Annotated in this window: 21 protein-coding genes; 15 read left to right on the top strand and 6 right to left on the bottom strand. The window is 69.3% G+C overall.

Annotated features, from left to right (window positions below; all coding sequences use genetic code 11):
* Positions 1–10 precede the first annotated feature (10 nt).
* From Q0747_RS00285 to Q0747_RS00340, 12 genes are all read left to right on the top strand, one after another.
* Positions 11–1,087 (top strand): low specificity L-threonine aldolase, encoded by a 1,077-nt coding sequence (locus Q0747_RS00285; RefSeq protein ID WP_298251736.1) that lies wholly within the window; start codon positions 11–13, stop codon positions 1,085–1,087.
* A gap of 115 nt (positions 1,088–1,202) precedes the next feature.
* A complete protein-coding gene (locus tag Q0747_RS00290; RefSeq protein ID WP_298251278.1) occupies positions 1,203–1,829 on the top strand; it encodes a DUF3000 domain-containing protein in 627 nt (208 codons plus the stop codon).
* A gap of 36 nt (positions 1,830–1,865) precedes the next feature.
* Positions 1,866–3,176, top strand: coding sequence for an HRDC domain-containing protein (locus Q0747_RS00295; protein WP_298251279.1), 1,311 nt, complete (start codon positions 1,866–1,868; stop codon positions 3,174–3,176).
* An 82-nt stretch (positions 3,177–3,258) separates the two neighbouring features.
* Positions 3,259–4,509, top strand: coding sequence for a thiolase family protein (locus Q0747_RS00300; RefSeq protein WP_298251280.1), 1,251 nt, complete (start codon positions 3,259–3,261; stop codon positions 4,507–4,509).
* Positions 4,506–6,632, top strand: a complete 2,127-nt coding sequence (locus Q0747_RS00305; protein ID WP_298251281.1) for a 3-hydroxyacyl-CoA dehydrogenase NAD-binding domain-containing protein — start codon at positions 4,506–4,508, stop codon at positions 6,630–6,632. The genes Q0747_RS00300 and Q0747_RS00305 overlap by 4 nt, the downstream gene beginning before the upstream one ends.
* Positions 6,633–6,739: 107 nt before the next feature.
* The gene (locus Q0747_RS00310; RefSeq protein WP_298251282.1) at positions 6,740–7,192 is read left to right on the top strand and encodes a VOC family protein; all 453 of its coding nucleotides are present in this window, start codon (positions 6,740–6,742) and stop codon (positions 7,190–7,192) included.
* A gap of 49 nt (positions 7,193–7,241) precedes the next feature.
* Positions 7,242–8,099 carry an NmrA/HSCARG family protein gene (locus Q0747_RS00315; RefSeq protein WP_298251283.1) on the top strand — a complete coding sequence of 286 codons (858 nt, stop codon included), beginning with the start codon at positions 7,242–7,244 and terminating at the stop codon, positions 8,097–8,099.
* 70 nt (positions 8,100–8,169) lie between these two features.
* Entirely contained in the window at positions 8,170–8,532 is a 363-nt protein-coding gene (locus Q0747_RS00320; protein ID WP_298251284.1) for a UBP-type zinc finger domain-containing protein, read from the top strand.
* 42 nt (positions 8,533–8,574) lie between these two features.
* Positions 8,575–9,159 (top strand): TMEM175 family protein, encoded by a 585-nt coding sequence (locus tag Q0747_RS00325; protein WP_298251285.1) that lies wholly within the window; start codon positions 8,575–8,577, stop codon positions 9,157–9,159.
* 360 nt (positions 9,160–9,519) lie between these two features.
* A complete protein-coding gene (locus Q0747_RS00330) occupies positions 9,520–10,737 on the top strand; it encodes a glycine betaine/L-proline ABC transporter ATP-binding protein (protein WP_298251286.1) in 1,218 nt (405 codons plus the stop codon).
* Positions 10,734–11,684, top strand: coding sequence for a proline/glycine betaine ABC transporter permease (locus Q0747_RS00335; RefSeq protein WP_298251287.1), 951 nt, complete (start codon positions 10,734–10,736; stop codon positions 11,682–11,684). The genes Q0747_RS00330 and Q0747_RS00335 overlap by 4 nt, the downstream gene beginning before the upstream one ends.
* A gap of 66 nt (positions 11,685–11,750) precedes the next feature.
* Complete coding sequence (locus Q0747_RS00340) at positions 11,751–12,671, top strand: glycine betaine ABC transporter substrate-binding protein (RefSeq protein ID WP_298251288.1); 921 nt, start codon at positions 11,751–11,753, stop codon at positions 12,669–12,671.
* A gap of 102 nt (positions 12,672–12,773) precedes the next feature.
* On the opposite strand, the gene Q0747_RS00345 is transcribed toward Q0747_RS00340, so the two are convergent.
* The 5 genes from Q0747_RS00345 to ileS form a co-directional block, all read right to left on the bottom strand.
* Positions 12,774–13,730, bottom strand: coding sequence for an aldo/keto reductase (locus tag Q0747_RS00345; protein WP_298251289.1), 957 nt, complete (start codon positions 13,728–13,730; stop codon positions 12,774–12,776).
* A 53-nt stretch (positions 13,731–13,783) separates the two neighbouring features.
* Positions 13,784–14,200 carry a nucleoside-diphosphate kinase gene (gene ndk / locus Q0747_RS00350; protein ID WP_298251290.1) on the bottom strand — a complete coding sequence of 139 codons (417 nt, stop codon included), beginning with the start codon at positions 14,198–14,200 and terminating at the stop codon, positions 13,784–13,786.
* Between the two features lie 71 nt (positions 14,201–14,271).
* Positions 14,272–14,703, bottom strand: coding sequence for a DUF4233 domain-containing protein (locus Q0747_RS00355; protein ID WP_298251291.1), 432 nt, complete (start codon positions 14,701–14,703; stop codon positions 14,272–14,274).
* Positions 14,704–14,711: 8 nt separating this feature from the next.
* The gene (locus Q0747_RS00360) at positions 14,712–16,118 is read right to left on the bottom strand and encodes a folylpolyglutamate synthase/dihydrofolate synthase family protein (protein WP_298251292.1); all 1,407 of its coding nucleotides are present in this window, start codon (positions 16,116–16,118) and stop codon (positions 14,712–14,714) included.
* Positions 16,111–19,437 carry an isoleucine--tRNA ligase gene (gene ileS / locus Q0747_RS00365; RefSeq protein WP_298251293.1) on the bottom strand — a complete coding sequence of 1,109 codons (3,327 nt, stop codon included), beginning with the start codon at positions 19,435–19,437 and terminating at the stop codon, positions 16,111–16,113. Before ileS ends, Q0747_RS00360 begins: the two co-directional genes overlap by 8 nt.
* Positions 19,438–19,843: 406 nt before the next feature.
* On the opposite strand from ileS, the gene Q0747_RS00370 reads away from it, so the two are divergent.
* Together Q0747_RS00370 and Q0747_RS00375 are read left to right on the top strand one after the other, a co-directional pair.
* Complete coding sequence (locus Q0747_RS00370) at positions 19,844–20,233, top strand: hypothetical protein (RefSeq protein WP_298251294.1); 390 nt, start codon at positions 19,844–19,846, stop codon at positions 20,231–20,233.
* 69 nt (positions 20,234–20,302) lie between these two features.
* Positions 20,303–21,202, top strand: coding sequence for a cytochrome P450 (locus tag Q0747_RS00375; RefSeq protein ID WP_298251295.1), 900 nt, complete (start codon positions 20,303–20,305; stop codon positions 21,200–21,202).
* A 73-nt stretch (positions 21,203–21,275) separates the two neighbouring features.
* Here the strand turns inward: Q0747_RS00375 and Q0747_RS00380 are convergent, their stop codons facing one another.
* A complete protein-coding gene (locus Q0747_RS00380) occupies positions 21,276–22,079 on the bottom strand; it encodes an SDR family oxidoreductase (protein ID WP_298251296.1) in 804 nt (267 codons plus the stop codon).
* Positions 22,080–22,221: 142 nt separating this feature from the next.
* Between Q0747_RS00380 and Q0747_RS00385 the strand changes: the two genes are divergently transcribed.
* Positions 22,222–23,739, top strand: a complete 1,518-nt coding sequence (locus Q0747_RS00385) for a SulP family inorganic anion transporter (RefSeq protein ID WP_298251297.1) — start codon at positions 22,222–22,224, stop codon at positions 23,737–23,739.
* Positions 23,740–23,743 lie beyond the last annotated feature (4 nt).

A 23,743-nucleotide genomic window follows, 5' to 3' on the forward strand; every position in this document is an offset into this window, starting at 1 on the left:
GACCGACACCATGGATGTTCCCGCTGTGAACCACGCGCCCACGAGCCTGCACGACCGCACCCTGCGCAGCTTCGCCTCCGACAACTACTCGGGCGTGCACCCCGAGGTCCTCACGGCGCTGGCCGCCGCGAACGAGGGCCACCAGGTGGCGTACGGCGAGGACCAGTACACCGCCCGGCTCCTCGAGGTGATGGAGCACCACTTCGGCGACGGCATCTCCATCTTCCCCGTCTTCAACGGCACGGGGGCGAATGTGCTCTCGCTGCAGTCGATCCTCCCGCGCTGGGGTGCCGTGATCTGCCCGCAGACAGCCCACATCAACGTGGACGAGAATGCCGCTCCGGAGCGCGTGGGCGGGATCAAGCTCCTCACCGTGCCCACTCCCGACGGCAAGCTGACCCCGGCGCTCATCGACCGGGAGGCCTGGGGCTGGGGGGACCAGCACCGGGCGCAGCCCCTGGCCGTGTCCATCACCCAGACCACCGAACTGGGCACGCTCTACTCCGTGGCCGAGATCAGGGCCATCGCCGACCACTGCCACGCCAAGGGCATGCGCCTGCACATGGACGGGGCGCGCCTCGCGAACGCAGCGGCTGCACTCGGCCAACCCCTGCGCGCCTTCACGCGCGACGCCGGGGTGGACATCCTCTCCTTCGGCGGCACGAAGAACGGCCTCATGTTCGGCGAGTGCGTCGTCGTGCTGAATCAGGAAGCATCCACCGGTCTCGACTACCTGCGCAAGCTCAACATGCAGCTCGCCTCGAAGATGCGCTTCGTCTCGGCGCAGCTGGTCGCCCTGCTCGAGGGCGACCTGTGGCTCCGCTCGGCCACCCACGCCAATGCCATGGCCGCCCGTCTCACGGAGGGTGTCCGCGGCATCGAAGGTGTGACGCTGACGCAGGAGACCACGGCCAACGCGGTCTTCGCCATCCTCCCTCCCGGCGCCGCCGATCGCGTCCGCGAGAGCTTCCGGTTCTACGACTGGGACCTCGCAGCGGGCGAGGTGCGCTGGATGTGCTCGTTCGACACCACGGAGGACGACGTCGACGCCTTCGTCGAGGCCATCCGCCGGGAAGCGGCAGCCTGATCCGGACTGTATTCCTGCCGCTCGGAAGCCCGGCTGCGCGCGGACGATAAGGGCCTACGGGCCCTCCACGGCGCGCCGCCCAGCCTCCGGCCGACACAGCGCATAATCTGCGGGGGTGAGTGCAACCGGTGGCGTGTCGCAGCTTCCTGCGGAGTTCGTCGATGTCCTGACCGCACTCCGGGCGGCCGTGCGTCGCAGCGCCCTCCGCCTGGAGGAGATCCCCGCACCCTCCCGTCTCGCCCCGTTCGCCGTCGCCCTCGGGGCCGACGTGATGGACCACCCGTCCACGGGACCGATCTCCCCGCAGCGCCTGTTCACCCCTGCGCCGGAACCCGAGGAGCTCGCCACCGGCCGTTTCATCCTGCTCTACGATCCGCAGGGCTCCTCCGTGTGGAACGGGAGGTTCCGGATCGTCACCTACATCCGCGCGCAACTCGAATCCTCCATGGGAGAGGACGCGCTCCTCGGCTCGGTCGCCTGGACCTGGCTCTGTGAGGCGCTCGAGAACCACGGGGCCCGCCACCACAGCACCGCCGGGACGGCGACCCGGATCCACTCCGAGAGTTTCGGCACCCTGGCGGATCGTCCCGACACCGTAGATGTGGAGCTGCGGGCGTCGTGGACACCGGAGGTCGCGGGCATCCGCCGTCACCTCGAGGCGTGGTCGGACCTGGTCCGCGTGTTCGCCGGTCTTCCCCCGCTGCCCGAAGGCGTGGCCCACCTGCCCCACCGCCGGTCCTGAAGCGTCGGGAACCGACGGGGCTAGACTGCGAGGACCATGAGTGCCCATACCTCCGAACAGACGGACAGCACCACCCCCGCTGCCTCCGCCGTCGAACCCGACGCCCCCGGCCTCCCGCTGCTGGACGAACCGCAGGACGGCGTCCCCCTCGTCATCGACACCCGAGCCGGGCTGGAGCGCGCGGCAGCCGCCCTGGCCGCGGGGACCGGACCGGCCGGTGTGGATGCGGAGCGGGCCTCCGGGTTCCGCTACGGCCAGCGGGCGTTCCTCGTGCAGATCCGCCGTCGGGGTGCCGGGACCTGGCTCATCGATCCCGAGCCGTTCGACGACCTCCGCATCATCGACGACGCGCTCGCAGGCGTCGAATGGATCCTCCACGCCGCCAACCAGGACCTGCCCGGGCTGGCCGACCTCGGCATGCACCCCAGCAAACTCTTCGACACCGAACTCGCAGCCCGGCTTGCCGGTCTTCCCCGGGTGGGGCTCGCCGCGGTCATCGAGTCCCAGCTCGGCTTCACCCTGGCGAAGGAGCACTCCGCCGCCGACTGGTCCAAGCGGCCCCTGCCCGAACCATGGCTCCGCTACGCGGCGCTCGACGTCGAGGTCCTCACGGAGCTGCGCGACAAGCTCGCCGCCCTGCTCGACGAGGGTGGCAAACTGTCCCTCGCGGAGGAGGAGTTCGAGCACATCCGGAGCACTCCGCCGGCAGAACCCCGGGTGGATCCGTGGCGCCGGACGTCAGGACTCCACCAGTTGCGCGACAGGCGACAGATCGCCGCGGTCCGGCAGATCTGGCTCGAACGCGAGGAACTCGCGCAGCGCCGCGACGTCGCACCCGGACGACTGATCCCCGACTCTGCGATCATCGCCGCGGCGAAGGTCATGCCGAGCACCGTTCCGCAACTGCTCGCCACCAAGGGCTTCCACGGGCGGGCGGCACAGAAGGAGGCTCCGCGGTGGCTGCGGAGCATCAGCGAGGCGAGGAAGCTCACCGAGCTGCCGCCGCTGCACATCCCGACCAACTCCCCCCCGCCCCCGCGCACCTGGCCCGAGCGGGATCCGGAAGCGGCGGCCCGACTCCAGACGGCGCGCCCCCGCGTGGCACGTCGCGCGGAGGATCTCGCCATGCCCGTCGAGAACCTGATCACCCCTGATCACCTCCGCCGCGTCGCCTGGCGTCCGCCCGCCGAGATCTCGCTGGAGAGCATCTCGGCGGCACTGTCCGAACTCGGCGCCCGCCGCTGGCAGGTGGAGCAGGTCGCAGCGATCATCACCGTGGCCTTCCTCGACCCCGAACCCCTGATCGACAAGAATCAGCAGGATGTCCGCGTCGCTCCCGGATCCTGAGTCCGGACCCGGAGCATTGGTTGCACGCTATGTTACCCGCCAGTAACATTGGCGCGGATCAACATCTCAAGGAGGAGCACACGTGAGCCCACAAACCGGCACCGCGTCCACACGGAGCGCAACGAGATCGGTGCGCGACGTCGTCTTCGTCGACGGAGTACGGACCCCGTTCGGACGAGCGGGTGAGAAGGGGATCTACGCGGGCATGCGCGCCGACGACCTCGTGGTCAAGTGCATCCGGGACCTGATGAGGCGCAATCCCTCGCTGCCGGCCGAGCGCGTGGACGAGGTGGCCATCGCCGCCACCACGCAGACAGGCGACCAGGGCCTCACCATCGGCCGCACCGCGGCCCTCCTCGCGGGACTCCCCCGGACGGTGCCGGGCTTCGCTATCGACCGCATGTGCGCCGGAGCCATGACGGCCGTCACCACCACCGCGTCGGGGATCGCCTTCGGGGCCTACGACGTGGTGATCGCAGGAGGAGTGGAGCACATGGGGAACCATCCCATGGGGTCCGGAGCGGATCCCAACCCGCGCTTCGTGTCGGAGCGGATCGTCGATCCCGCCGCACTCAACATGGGCAACACCGCCGAGAATCTGCACGACCGTTTCCCCGGTATCACCAAGGACCGGACCGACGCCTACGCTGTGCGGAGCCAGCAGAAGCTCGCGAAAGCCTACGATGCCGGGCAGATCCAGCCCGACCTCGTACCGGTGGCCGGCAAGAAGGCCGGATCCGGCTGGACACTGAACACCGCGGACGAGCCACCCCGCCCGGGCACCACGCTGGAGGATCTCGCGAGCCTGCGCACGCCGTTCCGCGCCCACGGTCGGGTGACCGCGGGCAACGCGGCAGGGCTGAACGACGGGGCCACGGTAGCCCTGCTCGCCTCGGGCGACGCCGCGGAGGAGCTCGGGCTTCCCGTCCGGATGCGCCTGGTCGGCTATGCCTTCGCCGGGGTGGAGCCCGAGGTGATGGGCATGGGGCCGGTGCCCGCGACGGAGAAGGCCCTGCGCCAGACCGGGCTGGAGATCGAGGACATCGGTCTGTTCGAGATCAACGAGGCCTTCGCCGTGCAGGTGCTGAGTTTCCTCGACCACTTCGGCATCGACGACGAGGATCCCCGCGTCAACCGTTACGGTGGCGCGATCGCCGTCGGTCACCCGCTGGCGTCCTCCGGCGTCCGGCTGATGAACCAGCTCGCCCGCCAGTTCGAGGAAGACCCCGGCGTCCGGTACGGCATGACGACGATGTGCATCGGCCTCGGGATGGGTGCCACCGTCATCTGGGAGAACCCCCACCACGAGCACTACGGACAGGATGCAGCATGAGCTTCGAACGCTACGACGAACTGGCCGGGCTCTTCCCCGCGGAGATCGTCACCCACTCCTATGTCCAGGACATCGATCTGCCCGAGGACGCCGGTGTCCTCGCGCTGGTCACGCTGGACAACGACCTCGACCAGACGAAGCCGACCACGCTCGGTCCCAGCACCCTGATCGAGTTCGGCCGCACCCTCGAGTCCCTGAAGGAGCGGGCGGCGTCCGGGGAGATCGTGGGAGTCGCCGTCACGGGCAAGCCCTACTTCCTGGTGGCCGGAGCGGATCTCAGCACCGTGAAGAGCGTGAAGTCCGAGCACCTGGGCAGGCTCATGGCCGAACTCGGGCACGAGGCGTACGATCTGCTCGCCGACATGGGCGTGCCGAGCTTCGCCTTCATCAACGGCGTCGCGCTCGGCGGAGGGCTGGAGGTGGCGCTGGCAGCCAACTACCGCACGGTGTCTACCGGGGCCAAGGGCATCGGTCTTCCCGAGGCCTTCATCGGGCTGGTCCCGGGCTGGGGCGGCGTGTACCGCCTGCCCCGCCTGATCGGCCCCGCGAACGCGGTCAAGGTCATGATCGAGAACCCCCTGAGCAACAATCGGAGCCTCAGCGGCACGGAGGCGTACGAGCTCGGTATCGCCGACGCACTCTTCGAGCCCGCGGACTATCTCGAGCAGTCCCTCCTCTGGGCGGCCCGCGTGCTCCGCGGTGGCAGCGCGCAGGAGTCCGTGGAGCAGCGCCGCGGCCGACTCGCCGACTACGACGACGACGCCTGGGTGTCGGCCGTCGCGTCCGGGCGGGCGTTCGTCGAGGCGAGGACGGGCAACGCCGCTCCTGCGCCGTCGCGCGTGCTGGACCTGCTCGAGGCGGGCCTCCGGCTGTCGCGGCACGAATCCGCGGCGGCGGAGTGCAACGCCCTGGCCGAGCTGATGCAGACACCGGAGTTCCAGTCGACGGTGTACGCCTTCCTCGACCTCGTGCAGAAGCGTGGCAAACGCCCCGCAGGAGCACCGGACAGGAAACTCGCCCGCCCGGTGTCGAAGGTGGGCGTCGTGGGCGCCGGGCTCATGGCGAGTCAGCTCGCCCTCCTCTTCGCACGCCAGCTGAAGGTCCCGGTGGTCCTCACCGACATCGACCAGGCACGCGTGGACAAGGGTGTGGCGTACGTCCACGCGGAGATCGAGAAGATGCTCGGCCGGAAGCGCCTGTCCCAGGACGCGGCGAACCGCACCCGTGCCCTCGTGACCGGCTCGGTGTCGAAGGATGCCTTCGCGGACGCCGACTTCGTCATCGAAGCGGTCTTCGAGGAGCTGTCCGTCAAGAAGCAGGTCTTCGCGGAGGTGGAGGCCGTCGTCTCCCCCGAGTGCATCCTCGCGACCAATACGTCCTCGCTCTCCGTCGCCGAGATGGCGGCGGACCTGCAGCACCCCGAGCGTGTGGTGGGCTTCCACTTCTTCAATCCGGTCGCCGCCATGCCGCTGCTCGAGGTGGTCCGCGCGCCGAAGACCGACGACGCCGTCCTGGCCACGGCCTTCGTCCTCGCGAAGGGGCTGAAGAAGAACGCCGTCCTGGTCCAGGATGCCCCCGCCTTCGTGGTCAACCGCATCCTGGGCCGGATGTTCGGGGAGATCACCGCGGCCTTCGACGAGGGTACGGATGCAGCGACCGCGGACACGGCCCTCGCTCCGATGGGCCTGCCGATGAGCCCCTTCAAGCTCCTCGCCCTGGTGGGACTACCTGTGGGTCAGCACGTCCAGGAGTCCCTGCACACCGCTTTCGGTGACCGGTTCCACGTCTCGGAGAACCAGCAGAAGCTGATCGACGCCGGGGTCAAGGGCCTGTGGGAGAAGCAGGAGGACGGGTCGTACGCAGTGCCCGGGTCGACACTGGACCTCATGGAGCGCGGCAGCAGCCCGTCCACGGCCGAGGAGGTCCTCCGGCGCACGCAGGACGGTCTCGCGGACGAGATCGGGCGCATGCTCGACGAAGGTGTGGTGGCCGGCCCCGAGGACGTCGATCTGTGCATGATCATGGGCGCCGGATGGCCCATGCATCTCGGCGGCATCACGCCCTACCTCGACCGCGTGGGTGCCTCGGAGCGCGTGAACGGCAAGCAGTTCCATCGGCAGTGATGCCCGGATGGGCGATCCTGCGGGACGCCTCGACCTCCCGGGCGGCGCTGGCGTGGCGTGGTCGGAGGCCTCGCCGCCGAAGCGCACCCGATGAAGGGAACAGCATCATGGACCGAGAAGATCTACCCGCCCCCGAGCAGGGTTTGACCCTGGCGCACTACATCACCGTCCGGGATGTGGAGCGTTCCCGGGAATTCTACGCGGACATCTTCGGGGGCGAGGTGGTCCTGCCGGGGAATCCCGGCATGGTGAAGGTGGCCAACAGCTGGATCATCATGAATCCGGGTGGCGGCCCCACTCCCGACAAGCCCGATCTCAGTCTGCGTGCACCGGAGGAGGGTGATCCCATCACCTCCTTCCTGAATGTGCGGGTCGCCGATATCGCGGCCTTCTACGAGGCCGCCACCGCCAAGGGCGCGGAGTTCCTCACCGAACCCCTGGACCGCAAGGCCGAGATCCGCTGCTACCTGCGCGACCCGGACGGCTACCTCATCGAGATCGGGCAGGCGACGGGGATGCTCGAGGGCACGTTCGCGGACCGCCCGGGCGATGACTCATGAGCAGGACCCTCGGTGATCCGACCGTCGACATCCCGGCACAGGAGAACCCGTGACCGCCGCCGACGCGCCCGTCCTGGTCCTGGGGGCCACGGGAGGTCAGGGCAGCGCCGTCGTCGACGCCCTCTCGGTGCGCGGTGCGCCGGTGCGCGGGCTGGTGCGCCGCCCGGACTCGGAGTCCGCGCGCCGGCTCCGGCAGGACAGTGTGGACGTCGTGGCCGGCTCGCTCGACGACGCCGACTCGCTGGCGCAGGCCATGCGCGGTGTGCGGTCGGTCTTCGCCGTCACCACACCGTTCGAGGGCGGCACGGACGCCGAGATCGCGCAGGGCCGGGCCATCCTCGCAGCAGCGGAGGCGGCACGGGTACCCCATCTTGTCCTCAGCTCGGTCGCCGGGGCGCAGCAGGACAGCGGCGTGCCCCACTTCGAGAGCAAGGCGGTCATCGAGGCAGAACTCACCGCGTCGGACCTGTCGTACACCATCCTCGGGCCCACCTACTTCTTCGACAACGCGCTCGGCGGGGAGCAGCAGATCCGCGACGGCGTCCTCGAGCTCCCCCTGGCGCCCGATCGGCCCCTGCAACAGCTGCACCGCGCGGATCTCGGGGCCTTCGCCGCTACCGTCCTCCTCGATCCGGGCTCCTTCGTGGGTTCCCGCATCGAACTGGCCAGCGACGCGCCGACGCCCGCGCTCATGGCCCGAGCCCTGGCGGACGCACTCGATCGGCCCGTGCACCACGAACAGACCCCGCTCGGTGCCATCGGGAACCAGGACATGCACGCCATGTGGTCCTTCCTGCAGGGCCCCGGGTACCAGGTCGATGTGGCACGGCTGCACGCCGATCACCCCCGGATACACTGGACCACCTTCACCGAGTGGGCCGACCACGCCCTCCGGCCGTCGCACTGACGCGGCGGTACCCGCCGAAGCCGGCGGCACAGCAGCGCGATCGCACCCCTCCCGGAAGGACGGACCCGTCTTGGACACGACCCCCACGAATCACATCGATCCCTCCAGAGCGCCGAGCGGTACCGGTTGCGCGGACTGCCTGGCCGGTGACGGCGCGGGCTGGTGGTTCCACCTGCGGCGCTGCGCCCAGTGCGGACGCATCGGCTGCTGCGACAGCTCACCCTCGCAGCACAGCTCCGCCCACGCGCGGGAAGCGGAACACCCGGTGCTCACGAGCTTCGAGCCGGGCGAGACCTGGTTCTGGAACGCCGAGACCGAGGAGTCGTTCGAGGGCCCCGATCTGGCCGAGCCGCGGGCCCGGCCAGAATCCCAACCGGTGCCAGGACCTGCCGGGCGCGTTCCGGCCGACTGGACGGACCGGCTGCACGGGTAGTTTCCCGGCGCGGTCGCGCCCTGGCCCCGGGGAGCACACGGCATGAACACGAGTCGCCTCGAGGCCTTCAGTGACGGCGTGCTGGCCATCATCATCACCATCATGGTGCTGGAGCTGAGCGCTCCCGCGGAACCGAGCTGGGAGGGCCTGCGCCAGGTCCTCCCGGTCTTCCTCAGCTATCTGCTGAGCTTCGCGTTCGTCGGCATCTACTGGAACAATCACCACCACCTGGTGCACCTGGCCGGAAAGGTGAACGGGACGGTGCTGTGGGCGAATCTCCACCTCCTCTTCTGGCTCTCGCTCATCCCGTTCAGCACCCGGTGGATGCAGCAGACGGACTTCGCACAGGTACCGGTCCTCACCTACGGCATCGACCTCCTGCTGTCCGCCATCGCCTTCCTGATGCTCCGTGTCGCCCTCGTCAGGCAGGACGGTCCCGACGGCCACCTCGCCCGCGCGCTGCGCGACGACCGGAAGGGGAAGCTGTCTCCCCTGCTCTATCTCGTCGGGATGGCGGCGACCCTGGTCCACCCGTGGATCGGGCTGGGAACCTACGCGATCGTCGCCCTCATGTGGCTGCTCCCCCAGCGCAGGATCGAACGATATGTCGCGCAGCTCAACGAGTGAGACTTCTGGGATTCGACCTGTTCGGCGTGGACAACGCTCTCCCATGTAACGACTGAGCACCTATTTACCCCCGCCCGGGGGGCGCCGACCACCGGGCCGGCGGGTACGAGGGCCCGGCGGACATCGGCCAGCTGACGGCGATCCGGGAGCGTCGTCCTCCCTGTCCGCCGGGGAGGAGGCATCGCCGCCGGGCTTTTCCCGGCCGGATTTCGTGCATTCCGCAGGGGTATATTGACTCATCGGTTCAACGGACGCTGTCCAGCCCTGTCCAGATCCCGCAGGGAATTGTCGATCCGATCCACTTTGCATGCAGCAGGCGAAACACCGAGAGAACGATTCAAGTCGAGGAACGGAGTATTCGTGCCAGTTATCGAGGCCACCGAGATCTTCAAGGTCTTCGGCCCCAAGCCCGAGCGAGCTGTCGAGAGATTGCGCTCCGGCGCGACCCGCGAGGAACTCCGCAAGGACGACCTGACCCCCGCCGTCATCGACGCCACGTTCGACGTCGGCGAGGGCGAGATCTTCGTGGTCATGGGGTTGTCCGGATCGGGCAAGTCGACGCTCATCAGGATGGTGAACGGACTCCTCATGCCCACCGCGGGTTCCATGAGCATCGGCGGTGAGGACATCACGCGACTCGGCGGCAAGGACCTGCGCCGGGTGAGGCGGGAGAAGGTCAGCATGGTCTTCCAGCACTTCGCGCTCCTCCCCCACCGCACCGTCGGGGAGAACGCGGCCTACGGGCTCAAGGTCCAGGGCCTCAACCGCTCCGAGCGCGAGGCGAAGGCCGAGGTGGCACTGCAGATGGTCGGTCTCGACGGCTGGGGAGGCTCCCTGCCGGGCGAACTCTCCGGAGGCATGCGTCAGCGCGTGGGCCTCGCCCGGGCACTGGCTGCGGAAACCGACATCATGCTCATGGACGAGGCGTTCAGCGCCCTCGACCCCCTGATCCGCCGGGAGATGCAGGACCAGCTGGTGGATCTGCAGCACCAGCTCGGCAAGACCATCCTGTTCATCACCCACGACCTCAACGAGGCCATGCGCCTCGGCGACAGGATCGCGATGATGCGCGACGGGCGGATCGTGCAGGTCGGTACGACGGAGCAGATCCTCAACGACCCCGCGAACGACTACGTGGCCCAGTTCGTGCAGGACGTGGACCGCACGAGGGTCCTCACCGCCTCGGCGATCATGGAGGCACCCGTGGCGCTCCTGGGAAGCGAGCAGGGCCCCCGCGCCGCCCACCGACTCCTGCGCGAGAACCAGCTCTCCAGCATCATGGTGGTGGGCCGCGACAAGACCCTGCGGGGCATCGTGCACGAGCACGAGGTGGCCGACGCGGTCCGCAAGGGCTCGGACGATCTCGACGGGCTGCTGCGCAGTGCCGCGACCGTGCGCGTCGACACCGCCCTCGCCGATCTGATCACCGCCGCCGCGGAGAGCCCTGCGGCACTGGCGGTGGTCGACGAGCACGGCAAGCTCCGCGGAGTGGTGCCGCGCGTCACCCTCCTCAACGCCCTCGGTGACCCCAACACGGTCGTCGAGCACATAGGACCCGACCAGAAGGTGATGGCATGAGCGTACCCACCAGTCAGTTCAGTGAGACCGGTGTGCCCCGGGTGCCGGTCGGCGACGGCATCGAGGTCGTGTTCGACTGGGTGGACCACAACCTCGGCGCGTTCTTCGACTTGATCAGCGATGTGGTCTCCGGCGCTACCGGCGGGCTGGCCGATGGCCTGAACACTCTTCCTCCGTTGATCCTCGTGATCCTGTTCGCCGCCCTCGCCTGGCTGGTCAAGGACTGGAAGTTCGCGGTCGTGTCCTTCATCGGCCTGGCCTTCGTCATCAGCGTGGACCAGTGGGAGAACGCGATGGAGACTCTCGCCCTGGTGCTCGTCGCCACGATCATCGCACTCGTCATCGCCATACCCATCGGCTTGGCGGCGGCACGCTCCGACTCTGTGAGCAACGCCGTTCGTCCCGTGATGGACCTCATGCAGACCATGCCCGCGTTCGTCTGGCTGGTACCCATGGTCACCCTGTTCAGTATCGGCGTGGGACCAGGCGTGGTCGCCACCGTGATCTTCGCGCTGCCGCCCGGGGTCCGCCTGACCGAACTCGGGATCCGCCAGGTCGACGCCGAGGTGGTCGAAGCCGGTCACGCCTTCGGCAGCTCACCCGGTCAGATCCTCCGCGGGATCCAGATTCCCCTGGCGCTGCCCACCATCATGGCCGGCGTCAACCAGGTCATCATGCTGGCACTGTCGATGGCGGTGATCGCCGGACTCGTGGGCGCCGGAGGACTCGGCGGGGCCGTGACCTCCTCCATCTCCCAGCTCGACATCGGCCTCGGCTTCGAGGCCGGCCTGTCGGTCGTGGTCCTGGCCATCTACCTGGACCGGACCACCGCGGCGGTGGGCGGCGGGGCAGCAGCCCGAGCCCGCCGCATCACCGGCGGCTTCGGCCGCATGCTCGGCCGGTCCCGCACCACCGCTGCCCCCGTCCCCGCGGGCAGCCCCACCTGATCCCCCAGCTACTGCACGGGAACCCTCCACCAGCGGTTCCCTCCGATGAGAAAAGGAAGAAGAGCCATGACGAAGACATTGCACGCACGTAATCTCGGCCTGTTCGCCGTCCTGACGAGCCTCACGCTCGGCGCCACCGCCTGCGGATCCGACAGCTCCGGCGACAGCGCCGGAGACAGCGCTTCGACCGGGGAGAACCAGACCATCGCCCTGGGCATCATCCCCTCCTGGACCGACGGCCTGAGCACGGCCTACCTGTGGCAGGACATCCTCGAGGACGAGGGCTTCGAGGTGGAGATCACGGAGCTGAGCGAGGCGGCCCCGCTGTACACCGGGCTGTCCAACGGCGACGTGGACGTCTACCCCTCGGGTTGGCCCGACGCGACCCACGCCGAGTACATGGAGGAGTACGGGGACGACATCGAGGATCTCGGTACCTACTACGACAACGCGAAGCTCACCTTCGCCGTCCCGGAGTACACCGACATCGCGTCGATCGCCGATCTGACGGGTAACGCCGACCAGTTCGACGGCAGGATCGTGGGAATCGAGCCAGGCGCGGGCCTCACCGCCGTCACCAAGGACAACGTGATGCCGACCTACGGGCTCGAGAGCGACTACGAGCTGGTGGAGTCCTCCACCACCGCGATGCTCACCGAACTGCAGAGCGCCATCGACTCCGAGGAAGACATCGTGGTGACCCTGTGGAAGCCGTTCTGGGCCAACAGCGCCTTCCCGCTGAAGGACCTGGAGGACCCCGAGGGTGCGCTCGGTCCCGTGGAGGGCCTGCACACCCTCGCCCGCACGGGCTTCGCGGAGGACTTCCCCGAGGTGGCCGACATGATGGCCAACTTCACGCTCGACGACGAGCAGTACGGCCAGCTCGAGGACCTCGTGGTCAACGAGTTCGGCTCGGGCAAGGAGGCCGAGGCCGTGGACCAGTGGCTGGAGGAGAACCCCGACTTCGTCGACAGCCTCAAGAGCTGACCTGGGAGACGGAAGGAGGAGGGCCGGTGACCACCGGCCCTCCTCCTTCTCTTCGTGCGTGTGCACTCTCTCGCCGGGAGAACGCCCCGGGGCCGCTGCCGGTCAGACGGGGAAGATCCGGTCCAGCTCCCGCAGATCCTCCGCCGACGGCGTCCAGTCCGCTGCGGCGGCGTTCTGCCGCACCTGCTCGGGCGACGTCGCTCCGGCGATCACGGAGCCGACGGACGGCTGGGCGGCCAACCAGGAAAAGGCGATCTGCACCTCGCTGACCTCCCGTTCCGCGGCGAAGCGGGAGTACGCCTCGAGCTGGTCCCAGTCGGCGGTCTCCAGCAGATTCTTCCGGGAGTGCGTCAGGCGGCTTCCCGCCGGCACCTCGTCCCGGCGGTACTTGCCGGTGAGGAGGCCGTTCGCGAGCGGGAAGTACGGCAGGATGCCGAGTCCGTACGCCTCGGCGGCCGGCACCAGCTCACGCTCCAGCCGGCGGTCCAGCAGGCTGTAGGGATTCTGCGCCGAGATGAAGGGCGTGTAGCCGCCGCTGCGAGCAGTGAACTCGGCCTCCGCCACCTGCCAGCCCGAGAAATTCGAGTGTCCCAGATAGCGCACCTTCCCACTGGTGACGAGATCGTCGAGGGCGGCCAGGGTCTCCTCGATCGGCGTCAGGACGTCCGGGGTGTGGTACTGGTACAGGTCGATCCACTCGGTACCGAGGCGACGCAGCGAGGCTTCCGCTGCCCGGACGATGTAACGGCGCGATCCGCGCGCATCCCAGTCCGGCCCGTTGACGCCGTCCATGTCGAGCCCGAACTTCGTGGCGAGGACGACGTCGTCGCGCCGGGAACCGAGGGCCCTGCCGAGCTGGACCTCGCTCACCCCCGGCGCCCTGCCGTACATGTCGGCGACGTCGAAGAGCGTGATGCCGGCGTCGATCGCGGCGTGGACGACGGCGTCGGTCCCTTCCTGCGACTCGGAGGTGGTGCCGGCCCTGCCCAGGTTGTTGCAGCCGAGCCCGACGGTGGAAACGCTGAGTCCGGAGGAGCCCAGTCTGCTGTAGGTCATCATGGTCCCAACCTACCAACACCGTTGCCCCGGGCACACGATCCGGCGCGCGGGGCTCAGGCGAACCAGATTCCGATCTCGCGCTCGGCCGACTCCGCCGAGTCCGAGCCGTGGACCAGGTTCTGCTGGACCTTGACGCCCCAGTCGCGCCCCAGGTCGCCGCGGATGGTGCCCGGCGCCGCCGCCGTGGGTTCCGTGGCGCCGGCGAGGGAGCGGAGGCCCTCGATGACGCGCTGTCCCTCGAACACCGCCGCCACGACGGGTCCGCTCAGCATGAACTCGACGAGCGGCTCGAAGAAGGGCTTGCCGGCGTGCTCGGCGTAGTGCTGCTCGAGCAGCTCGCGCGTGGCGTGCACCTGCTTGAGTTCGGCGATGCTGTAGCCCTTGGCCTCGATCCGCGCCAGGATGGTCCCGGTCAGCCCGCGGGCTACGCCGTCGGGCTTGACGAGGACGAGGGTGCGCTCGGTGGTCATGTGATCTCCTGGCTCTGCGGCGTCGGTGATGCCGCGATGGTTGGGTGCTTGGTCAGATTCTACCGACGGACTCACTCGGGGTTCGCCTTCTCCCACTCGGCCTGCAGCCTGTCGCGTTCCACGTTCTCCCGGTCCACGCGGGTGCCCTGGCGGATGCCGTAGAGCCAGGTCACGGCGAACGCGGCACCCACCAGGAACATGGTGGGCTCCAGGAAACCGCCGGCGATGATGACCAGCTGTAGGAACCAGCCGAGGCCGATCCCCCATCGCTTCGTCACCACGGCGCAGGTGAGGATCAGGACGACGCTGAGGATCAGTCCCGACGTCAGGATCAGCACGGGGCTGATCTCGTCGCGTCTGAGCCCGAGGACGGCCAGGGTCGCGAAGAACACCACGAACGCCTCGAGCGCCAGGACCGTCGAGGCGAACAGGACCTTCGTGGACCGGCGCTTCCGGGGCATTCCGGGCCGCCACTCGCGCTGCGCCCTCGTCATGCGTGCCATGGCGGTACCTACTTCCCCAGCAACGTTCGGGTTTCGCCGATCACGGTGATGGAGCCGGTCACGAGGATCCCGCCGGCGAGGTCGTTGTTCTCCTCCGCCTTCATCACGGCCCACTCCAGGGCGTCGTCGAGCCCCGGGAGGATGGTGATGTTCTCCTCGGCGAATCCGGCGGCGAGGGCTGCCTGCAGGAGATCCGCTGCGGGCACGGAGCGCGGGGACGTGGACTGCGTGAGGCAGAGGTCCTCGAGCATCCCGCCGAGCTCCTCGTGCAGTTCCGCGAGCATCCCGGCCGCGTCCTTGTCCTGCAGCGCCCCGATCACCAGGACCAGGCGCGAGAAGTCGAAGGCCTCCTTGATGCCCTTCGCTGCGGCACGGGCACCGGCCGGGTTGTGCGCGGCGTCGACGATGATGCTCGGGGCGGTGCGGACCACCTCGAGACGGCCGGGTGAGGTGACGGCGCGCAGGCCGTTGCGCACGAGCGTCGTGTCCAGCTCCCGCTCGCCACCGCCGAGGAAGGCCTCCACCGCGGCGACGGCCAGCGCGGCGTTCTCCGCCTGGTGCTCGCCGTGCAGCGGGACCAGCAGCTCGCCGTAGCGACCCGCGAGGCCGCTGAGCGACACCACCTGTCCGCCGACGGCGATCGCCCTGGACTCGACGCCGAACTCGATGCCCTCGAAGCGGAACTCCGCGCCGACCTCCTGCGCCCGCTCCAGGAGGACCTGCGCGGCGTCGCGGGGCTGGACGGCACTGACGAGGAAGGCGCCGGGCTTGACGATGCCGGCCTTCTCCAGGGCGATGTCCTCCACCGTGTCCCCGAGGAGATCCGTGTGGTCGAGGGAGATGGGCGTGATGACGGCCACCTGGCCGTCGCCCACGTTGGTGGCGTCCGTGACCCCGCCGAGTCCCACCTCGATCACGCCGACGTCGATCGGCTCGTCGGCGAAGATGGCGAACGCGAGGATGGTGATGCACTCGAAGTAGGTCAGGCGTGTTTCCCCGGCGAGGAGGAGCTCGCCGTCGACGATGTCCAGGTACGGCTTGATCTCGTCCCACACGCGGACGAACGTCTCGTCCGCGACCGACTCCCCGTCGATGCTGATGCGCTCGGTCACCCGCGACAGGTGGGGGCTGGTGTAGCGGCCCGTGCGCAGATCGTGCGCCAGCAGGATGCTCTCGATCATCCGGGCGGTCGAGGTCTTCCCGTTGGTCCCCGTGATGTGGATGATCGGGAAGGCCCGGTTCGGCTCCCCGAGAATCTCCATGGCCCGGTGCAGCGGAGCCATCCGGGGTTCCATCCTGTCCTCCGGGGCGCGGCTGAGCAGCTCGGCGTAGACGCTCTCCACGGAGAAGGCGTCGTGATCCGGCCGCTCGATCCCGGCGCTGCCGGTGTCGGTGGTGCCGTTCGTGTCATCCATGCACTGACTCCTGTTGCTCGACGGTGACCTTCTCGACGGTGATGGCGAAGTCGCCGTCGGCGTCCTCGTCGGCGATGATGCGCAGCCGGACGGTCAGGGTCTCCGCACTGATCAGCTCCGCGTTCGCCTCCAGTGCGGCGACCTGCGCGGGTGCCACGCCGATGACGGTGCTGATGCGATCGCTGATGCGCAGATCCGCGTCGCGGCGTGCCTGCTGCACGGCGCGGATCGCGTCCCGTGCGGTGCCCTCGGCCGCGAGCTCGTCCGTGACCTCGGTGTCGAGCACGAGGAAGCCGCCACCGGGAAGCACCGTCACGGCCTTCGACTCGGCCTCGGTGCCCGTCACGACGGTGTCGAGCGTGTATTCGTATGGTTCGAGCACCAGGCCGCCGACGACGACCCCGCCGTCGTCGTCCACGTGCCACTCCCCCGCCTTCGAGGCCTTGATGGCGGTCTGCACGTTCCTGCCCAGGCGCGGTCCGGCGGCGCGCGCGTCGACCACGAGGCGCTGGGTGATCCCGAACTCCGACGGATCCGCGTCTGCCGAGTCGACGAGCCGCACCTCCTTGAGATTGAGCTCGTCGGCGATGATGGAGCGGTACTGGCCCCCGAGATCCGTGGCGCCGGGAGCGACGACGGTCAGCTCCCGCAGGGGCAACCGGACGCGCAGGTTGGCGGCCTTCCGCAGGCTCGAGCCGACCGAACACACCTGGCGGGTGCGGTCCATCCGCTCCACGAGCTCAGGGTCGGCCGGGAACGACGTCGTGTCCGGCCAGTCGGTCAGGTGCACCGAGCGTCCGCCGGTGAGCCCGCGCCAGATCTCCTCGGTGACGAGCGGCAGCAGCGGCGCCGCGACACGGCACACGGTCTCCAGACACGTGTAGAGCACGTCGAAGGCGTCCGTGTCCTCGTCGAAGAAGCGCTGGCGGCTCCGCCGCACGTACCAGTTGGTCAGGGTGTCCAGGTACCGGCGCAGGGACTCGCAGGCCTCGCTGATGGTGAAGGCGTCCAGCGCCTCCGTGAGATCGCGCACCAGGTTGCCGGTATTCGCGAGGATGTACCGGTCGATCGGTTCGGCGAGGTCCGCGGCGGCCCCCGGCGTGACGGTCCTCGCCTCGTAGCCCGCGCCGTCGAAGGCCGCGTTGGTGTACAGGCCGAAGAAGTGCCAGACGTTCCACAGCGGCAGGATCACCTGGCGGACGCCGTCGCGGATGCCCTGCTCGGTGACCACCAGATTGCCGCCCCTGAGGATGGGCGAGGCCATGAGGAACCACCGCATGGCATCGGAGCCGTCGCGGTCGAAGACCTCGGAGACGTCCGGGTAGTTCTTCAGGCTCTTGGACATCTTCTGGCCGTCGGAACCGAGGACGATCCCGTGGCTGATGACGTTCCGGAACGCCGGGCGGTCGAACAGGGCGGTGGAGAGGATGTGTAGCATGTAGAACCAGCCGCGCGTCTGCCCGATGTACTCCACGATGAAATCGGCAGGATGGTGGGTCTGGAACCACTGCTCGTTCTCGAACGGGTAGTGCACCTGGGCGTACGGCATGGACCCGGAGTCGAACCAGACGTCCAGGACGTCCTCGACGCGGCGCATGGTCGACCGGCCGGTGGGATCGTCCGGATTGGGACGTGTCAGCTCGTCGATGAAGGGTCGGTGGAGGTCCACCTCGCCCTCGTGGTTGACGGGCAGCCGGCCGAAGTCGGCCTGCAGCTCGGCGAGGGAGCCGTAGACATCGGTACGCGGGTACTCGGGGTCGTCGGACTGCCACACCGGGATGGGGCTGCCCCAGAACCGGTTCCGGCTGATGGACCAGTCGCGCGCGTTCGAGAGCCAGGTGCCGAACTGGCCGTCCTTCACGTTGCCCGGGATCCACGTGATGTCCTGGTTGAGTTCGACCATGCGGTCGCGGATCCTGGTGACCTCCACGTACCAGGAGGACACGGCGCGGTAGATGAGCGGATTGCGGCAGCGCCAGCAGTGCGGATAGCTGTGGACGTAGCTGGACTGGCGGATCAGGCGGTCCCCCGCCTTCAGGACGCGCGTGATGACGCGGTTCGCCTCGAAGACCTGCAGTCCGGCGATCCCCTCCAGCGGGCCCCGGGAGAACAGGGGCAGGAACCGGGCCTTCTCGTCGACCGAGAGGATCACCTGGATGCCGGCCTGCTCGCAGACCGCCTGGTCCTCCTCGCCGTAGGCGGGTGCCTGGTGCACCAGCCCGGTGCCGTCCGTCGTCGTGACGTAGTCGGCGACGAGGATGCGGAATGCGTTCCGATAGCCGCCCTCCTCGGGATCGGCGAGGTAGTCCCAGAGCGGTTCGTAGGTGAGCCCCTCGAGCTCGGCGCCGAGGTGGCGGGAGGTGATCGCCTCACGTGCGGCAGCCGCATCGGCGAAGCCGAGATCCTTCGCATAGTTGCCCAGGAGATCCTCGGCGATGAGATAGCGCCGTGGAGCGTCGTCGCCTGCGGCGTCCACCACCACATAGGTGATACCCGGTCCGACGGCCAGCGCCGCGTTGGTCGGCAGGGTCCACGGCGTGGTGGTCCAGGCCAGTGCCTCCACCCCGGCGAGCTGCCGGGACAGCCCGGTGGTGCCCGCGCGGAGCGGGAAGGAGACGGTGACGGTCTGGTCCTGGCGGTCCTGGTAGACGTCCTCGTCCATGCGGAGCTCGTGGTTGGACAGCGGTGTCTCGTCGTTCCAGCAGTACGGCAGTACCCGGTACCCGCTGTAGGTGAGGCCCTTCTGGTGCAGGGTCTTGAACGCCCAGAGGACGGATTCCATGTACTCCGGGTTGAGGGTCTTGTAGTCGTTGTCGAAGTCCACCCAGCGGGCCTGGCGGGTCACGTAGTCGCGCCACTGGTCGGCGTACTTCATGACCGAGGCACGGGAGGCGTCGTTGAACCTGTCGATCCCCATGGCGAGGATCTGCTGCTTGTCCGTCATGCCGAGCTGCTTCATGGCCTCGAGCTCGGCCGGCAGTCCGTGGGTGTCCCAGCCGAAGCGCCGCTCCACGCGGTGCCCGCGCTGCGTCTGGTAGCGGGCCACGAGGTCCTTGGCGTAGCCGGTGAGCAGATGACCGTAGTGCGGCAGTCCGTTGGCGAAGGGCGGTCCGTCGTAGAACACGAACTCGTTGGACCCGTCCACGCCGGCATCCCGCGCGTCGATCGAGGCCTGGAAGGTGCCGTCCTGCTGCCAGTAGTCGAGCACTCGTTCCTCGAGCTCGGAGAGGCGCGGCGAGGCACTGGTGCCGGTGGAGGCGCGCTGGCCGTCCTGGGACTCCAGTGCGGGGGAGACTGCTTTGGGGTAGATCTGCGGCATGGTTCTCATCCTGTGTGCGGCGGCGGGTGGAGCAGGAGTCCTGCCGTGAGGACGGGTGCCGTCTCGCCCGCCACCGGCTGCCTGACCGGGTGCGGGGTCCTGGACCCGCGGTACCACCTCACTTGCCGCCGTCGCCCCCGGCGCCGCTGACCGCGGACGCTGCGGGCGGGAGGAAGCCGCTCGTTCGGGCTGTGACGGGCCGTCCCGTCCGGTTCTACGGGCCGCCCTGCTGGCCGGCCTTCTTCCGGAAGCTCGCCGGTGATTGCCGGGTCGGTGCTTGTGCCCCGATTCTAGCCCGGCGCGGAATCCGTTGTCGAAAGCACGGCACGCCGGGTGGCGGGCCGTGCGCCGCGGTGCGGGTCTGGCACGCTGGGACGGAACCCGACCACGACCGGATGGATGCCACATGCGCAGCACAGCCCTTCCCACCGCCACAGCGCTGGAGACCACGCGGGTGGTCCTGGGCGTCCTCCTGCCCACCATCGCCAAGGGTCCGATCATCCGCCGTCCGCGGATGGTGGGTCTCGCGGCACGCTGGGACCTCGACACGAAGGCCGTCGGGATCGTCCGGCAGCTGCACGCGAAGTACCCGGACGGACCCCTGCTGCTGAAGCTGCCGCTGCGGAAGCAGGCCCTGGCCCTCGCACCCGGTGACGTGGACACGGTCCTGGCCCGGTCACCCGAGCCGTTCTCGCCCGCGAGCAGCGAGAAGCGGGCGGCGCTGTCCCACTTCGAGCCCCACAACGTCCTCATCTCGCAGGGCCCCGTGCGTACGGTCCGCCGTGCGCTGCAGTAGCAGGTCCTCGACACCGAGCACCCGGTCCACCATCTGGCCGACCGGTTCGTCCCGGTGGTGGAGGAGGAGATGCAGCACCTGCTGGCCGGCGCCGTGCGCACCGGCTCGCTCCCGTGGGAGGAGTTCCTCGACGCCTGGTACCGCGTGGTCCGTCGGGTGGTGTTCGGTGATCATGCGCGGGACGACACGGAGCTCACGGACCTGATCATCAGGCTGCGCCAGGACGGGAACTGGGCCTTCCTCAAACCGGTACGCCGGCGGACCAGGGCCCGGTTCCTGCGGCGGATCGGCGACGAGCTGGCGAACGCCGAGCCCGGGAGCCTGGCGGCCGTCATGGCCTCCGCCCCGAAGGGCGACGGCGCGGAACCGTCCGACCAGGTACCGCAGTGGCTGTTCGCCTTCGACCCGGCCGGCATGGCCACCTTCAGGGCGCTGACGGTCCTCGCGACCCACCCGGCGGCGCTGGCCGAGGCGCGGCGCGAGATCGACGGCGACACCTCGGGCCGCCGGGTGCTCCCCTACCTCCGTGCCACCGTCCTGGAGGCACTGCGCCTCTGGCCGACGACACCCATGATCCTGCGGCAGACCACGCAGCCGGTGCAGTGGGAGCACGGGCTCATGCCGAAGGGGTGCGGCGTCCTGGTCTTCGCGCCGTACTTCCACCGTGACGATCGCGCGTTGCGCCGCGCCCACGACTTCTTCCCGGAGCGGTGGCTGACGGACGAGGACGACGCCTGGCCGCTCGTACCCTTCAGCGACGGGCCGGTGGTCTGTCCCGGCCGCCACCTGGTGCTGCTCCTGACGAGTGCGGCGCTGGCATCGGTGGTGGGCGGCCACGACCTCGCCCCGGGCACGGGCCCACACCTCGACCCGGACACTCCTCTCCCGGGCACCCTCGACCACTACTCCACGATTCTGGAGGTCGCCGTGCGGCAGGCCTCCGACCAGGAGCTCTCCGAGCGGTACTGAGCTGCTCGAGCACCGCGTGGGCCACGGCTCTCGGCACGGCTCGCGGCAGGGCTGAGGCCCGCCCGGGCGGGGCTCAGGCCCGGAGGACCTTGTGGTTGGCCGCCTGCGCGAGCGGACGGAGCACCAGCTGGTCGATGTTCATGTGGTGCGGTGCGTTGAGGGTGAACGCGACGGCCCGGGCGACGTCGTCGGCCGTGAGGGGGTACTCGACGCCCTCGTAGACGTTGTCCGCCGCTCCCCTGTCCCCGCCCAGGCGGTTGAGCGAGAACTCCTCGGTACGGACCATGCCCGGTGATACCTCGATGACGCGGATGTTGTTCTCGGCCTCCTCGAGCCGGAGCGACCGCGCCAGGGACACCTGGGCCGCCTTGACCCCGCAGTACCCGGCTCCGCCCTCGTAGGCGGCGAGTGCCGCGGTGGAGGTCAGGAACAGTACGCTCCCCTGGCCCGAGTCGCGCAGCGCCGGGAGCAGGGCGCGGGTCATGCGCATGGAGCCGAGCACGTTGACCTCGTACATCCGTTCCCAGTCCGCGGTGACGGAGTCGGCCACCCGGTCCGCGCCGAAGGCGCCGCCGGCATTGTTGACGAGCGCATGCACCGCGCCGCCGGCCGCGACCTCGGCGGCGAAGGCGTCGACGGAGGCCTGGTCCGTGACATCCAGGGCCACGGGGACCGCACCCGTCTCCTCCGCGAGCGCGGTGAGCCGGTCCGTGCGCCGGGCAGCGGCGACCACGGCCCACCCGTCGCGGCGCAGGGCGCGGACGGTGGCCGCTCCGATCCCCGAACTCGCGCCGGTGACGACTGCGCGCAGGGCCGGCGGTGCTGGTTCCGCCGGGGCGCCGAGCGGTCGGGGGTCCTGGGTGCTGAGGTTCTCCATGGGCCCATGCTAGCCAGCCCGCGTTAGGATTGTAGCGGGCGTGCCGCGCGCCCCGCCATCGAGGACCCCGCACACCGGCGTGACCGAGGTATCCGGCGCCTGCGAGCAGCCCCGCTCCGACCGCACCGAAGGACCACTGCCCATGCAGACCAGTACCGCCCCGGCGGGCCCCACCCCGACCGAGCGCCAGTCCGTCCTGCGCACGCTCAGGAGGCCGCGCCTGCTCAAGACCGAGGTGCTCGCCGGACTCGTCGTCGCTCTCGCCCTGATCCCCGAGGCCATCGCCTTCTCGATCATCGCCGGGGTCGATCCGCGGCTGGGCCTGTTCGCCTCGTTCACCATGGCCGTCTCCATCGCCTTCCTCGGTGGGCGACCGGCGATGATCTCCGCCGCCACGGGTGCGGTGGCCCTCGTGATCGCCCCGCTGGTGGCCAGTCACGGCGTGGACTACTTCATCGCCGCGGTGATCCTCGGCGGGCTGTTCCAGGTGGTGCTCGGCCTCACCGGCGTGGCACGCCTCATGCGTTTCATCCCACGGTCCGTGATGGTCGGCTTCGTCAATGCGCTCGCCATCCTCATCTTCCTGTCGCAGGTCCCGGAACTGATCGGCGTGCCGTTCCTCGTCTACCCAATGGCCGCCATCGGGCTGCTCATCGTCTTCGGACTGCCCCGGCTGACGCGGGCGGTCCCGGCTCCCCTGGTCGCCATCGTGGTCCTGACGGTCTTCGCGGTGCTCGCCAACGCCGTGGTCCCCACCGTCGGCGACAAGGGCGAGCTTCCCGAGAGCCTGCCGTCGCTGATGTTCCCCGACGTCCCGCTGACGCTCGAGACCCTGCAGATCATCGCCCCGTTCGCCCTGGCGCTGGCTGCCGTGGGCCTGCTCGAATCCCTGATGACCGCCAAGCTCGTCGACGACATCACCGACACGCGCTCCGACAAGACGAGGGAGTCCTGGGGCCAGGGCGCGGCGAACATGATCACGGGCTTCTTCGGCGGTATGGGTGGGTGCGCGCTGATCGGCCAGACCATGATCAACGTCAAGGTCTCGGGAGCCCGGACCCGCATCTCGACCTTCCTCGCCGGGATCTTCGTGCTCCTGCTCGTCGTCGTCCTCGGCGGGATCGTCGCGCTCATCCCCATGGCGGCACTCGTCGCGGTCATGATCTTCGTGGCCATCACCACGTTCGACTGGCACAGTGTCAGGCCCTCCACCCTCCAACGCATGCCCAGGAGCGAGACCACGGTCATGCTCGCCACGGTGGTCGTCACGGTCTGGACCGAGAATCTGGCGATCGGCGTCGGGGCAGGGGTCCTGGTGGCCATGGTCGCCTTCGCCCGGCGGGTGGCCCACTTCGTCACGGTGGAGCGGACCGAGGCGGTACACGACGGCGAACGCGTCGCCACCTACACGGTGAACGGGGAACTGTTCTTCGCGTCCTCGAACGACCTCTACACCCAGTTCGAGTACGCGACCGATCCACAGCGGGTGGTCATCGACCTCCACGACTCGCATCTGTGGGACGCCTCGACCATCGCGGCCCTGGACGCCATCCAGGAGAAGTACCGCTCCTCCAGCACCGAGGTGCAGGTGGTGGGGCTCAATGACGCCTCGACCACGATGCGCGAGCGCCTGGGCGGCACGCTCGGCGCCGGCCACTGACCGG

Origin of the sequence: uncultured Arthrobacter sp. (assembly GCF_947493765.1) — a bacterium.
Taxonomy (GTDB): Bacteria; Actinomycetota; Actinomycetes; order Actinomycetales; family Micrococcaceae; genus Arthrobacter_D.

Excerpts from the sequence above, each read along its gene's own strand:
- Q0747_RS00285 (WP_298251736.1), top strand. The coding sequence starts at position 11 with ATGGATGTTCCCGCTGTGAACCACGCGCCCACGAGCCTGCACGACCGC.
- Q0747_RS00295 (WP_298251279.1), top strand. The coding sequence starts at position 1,866 with ATGAGTGCCCATACCTCCGAACAGACGGACAGCACCACCCCCGCTGCC.
- Q0747_RS00305 (WP_298251281.1), top strand. The coding sequence starts at position 4,506 with ATGAGCTTCGAACGCTACGACGAACTGGCCGGGCTCTTCCCCGCGGAG.
- Q0747_RS00310 (WP_298251282.1), top strand. The coding sequence starts at position 6,740 with ATGGACCGAGAAGATCTACCCGCCCCCGAGCAGGGTTTGACCCTGGCG.
- Q0747_RS00325 (WP_298251285.1), top strand. The coding sequence starts at position 8,575 with ATGAACACGAGTCGCCTCGAGGCCTTCAGTGACGGCGTGCTGGCCATC.
- Q0747_RS00335 (WP_298251287.1), top strand. The coding sequence starts at position 10,734 with ATGAGCGTACCCACCAGTCAGTTCAGTGAGACCGGTGTGCCCCGGGTG.
- Q0747_RS00340 (WP_298251288.1), top strand. The coding sequence starts at position 11,751 with ATGACGAAGACATTGCACGCACGTAATCTCGGCCTGTTCGCCGTCCTG.
- Q0747_RS00345 (WP_298251289.1), bottom strand. The coding sequence starts at position 13,730 with ATGATGACCTACAGCAGACTGGGCTCCTCCGGACTCAGCGTTTCCACC.
- ndk (WP_298251290.1), bottom strand. The coding sequence starts at position 14,200 with ATGACCACCGAGCGCACCCTCGTCCTCGTCAAGCCCGACGGCGTAGCC.
- Q0747_RS00355 (WP_298251291.1), bottom strand. The coding sequence starts at position 14,703 with ATGGCACGCATGACGAGGGCGCAGCGCGAGTGGCGGCCCGGAATGCCC.
- Q0747_RS00360 (WP_298251292.1), bottom strand. The coding sequence starts at position 16,118 with ATGGATGACACGAACGGCACCACCGACACCGGCAGCGCCGGGATCGAG.
- ileS (WP_298251293.1), bottom strand. The coding sequence starts at position 19,437 with ATGCCGCAGATCTACCCCAAAGCAGTCTCCCCCGCACTGGAGTCCCAG.
- Q0747_RS00370 (WP_298251294.1), top strand. The coding sequence starts at position 19,844 with ATGCGCAGCACAGCCCTTCCCACCGCCACAGCGCTGGAGACCACGCGG.
- Q0747_RS00375 (WP_298251295.1), top strand. The coding sequence starts at position 20,303 with ATGCAGCACCTGCTGGCCGGCGCCGTGCGCACCGGCTCGCTCCCGTGG.
- Q0747_RS00380 (WP_298251296.1), bottom strand. The coding sequence starts at position 22,079 with ATGGAGAACCTCAGCACCCAGGACCCCCGACCGCTCGGCGCCCCGGCG.
- Q0747_RS00385 (WP_298251297.1), top strand. The coding sequence starts at position 22,222 with ATGCAGACCAGTACCGCCCCGGCGGGCCCCACCCCGACCGAGCGCCAG.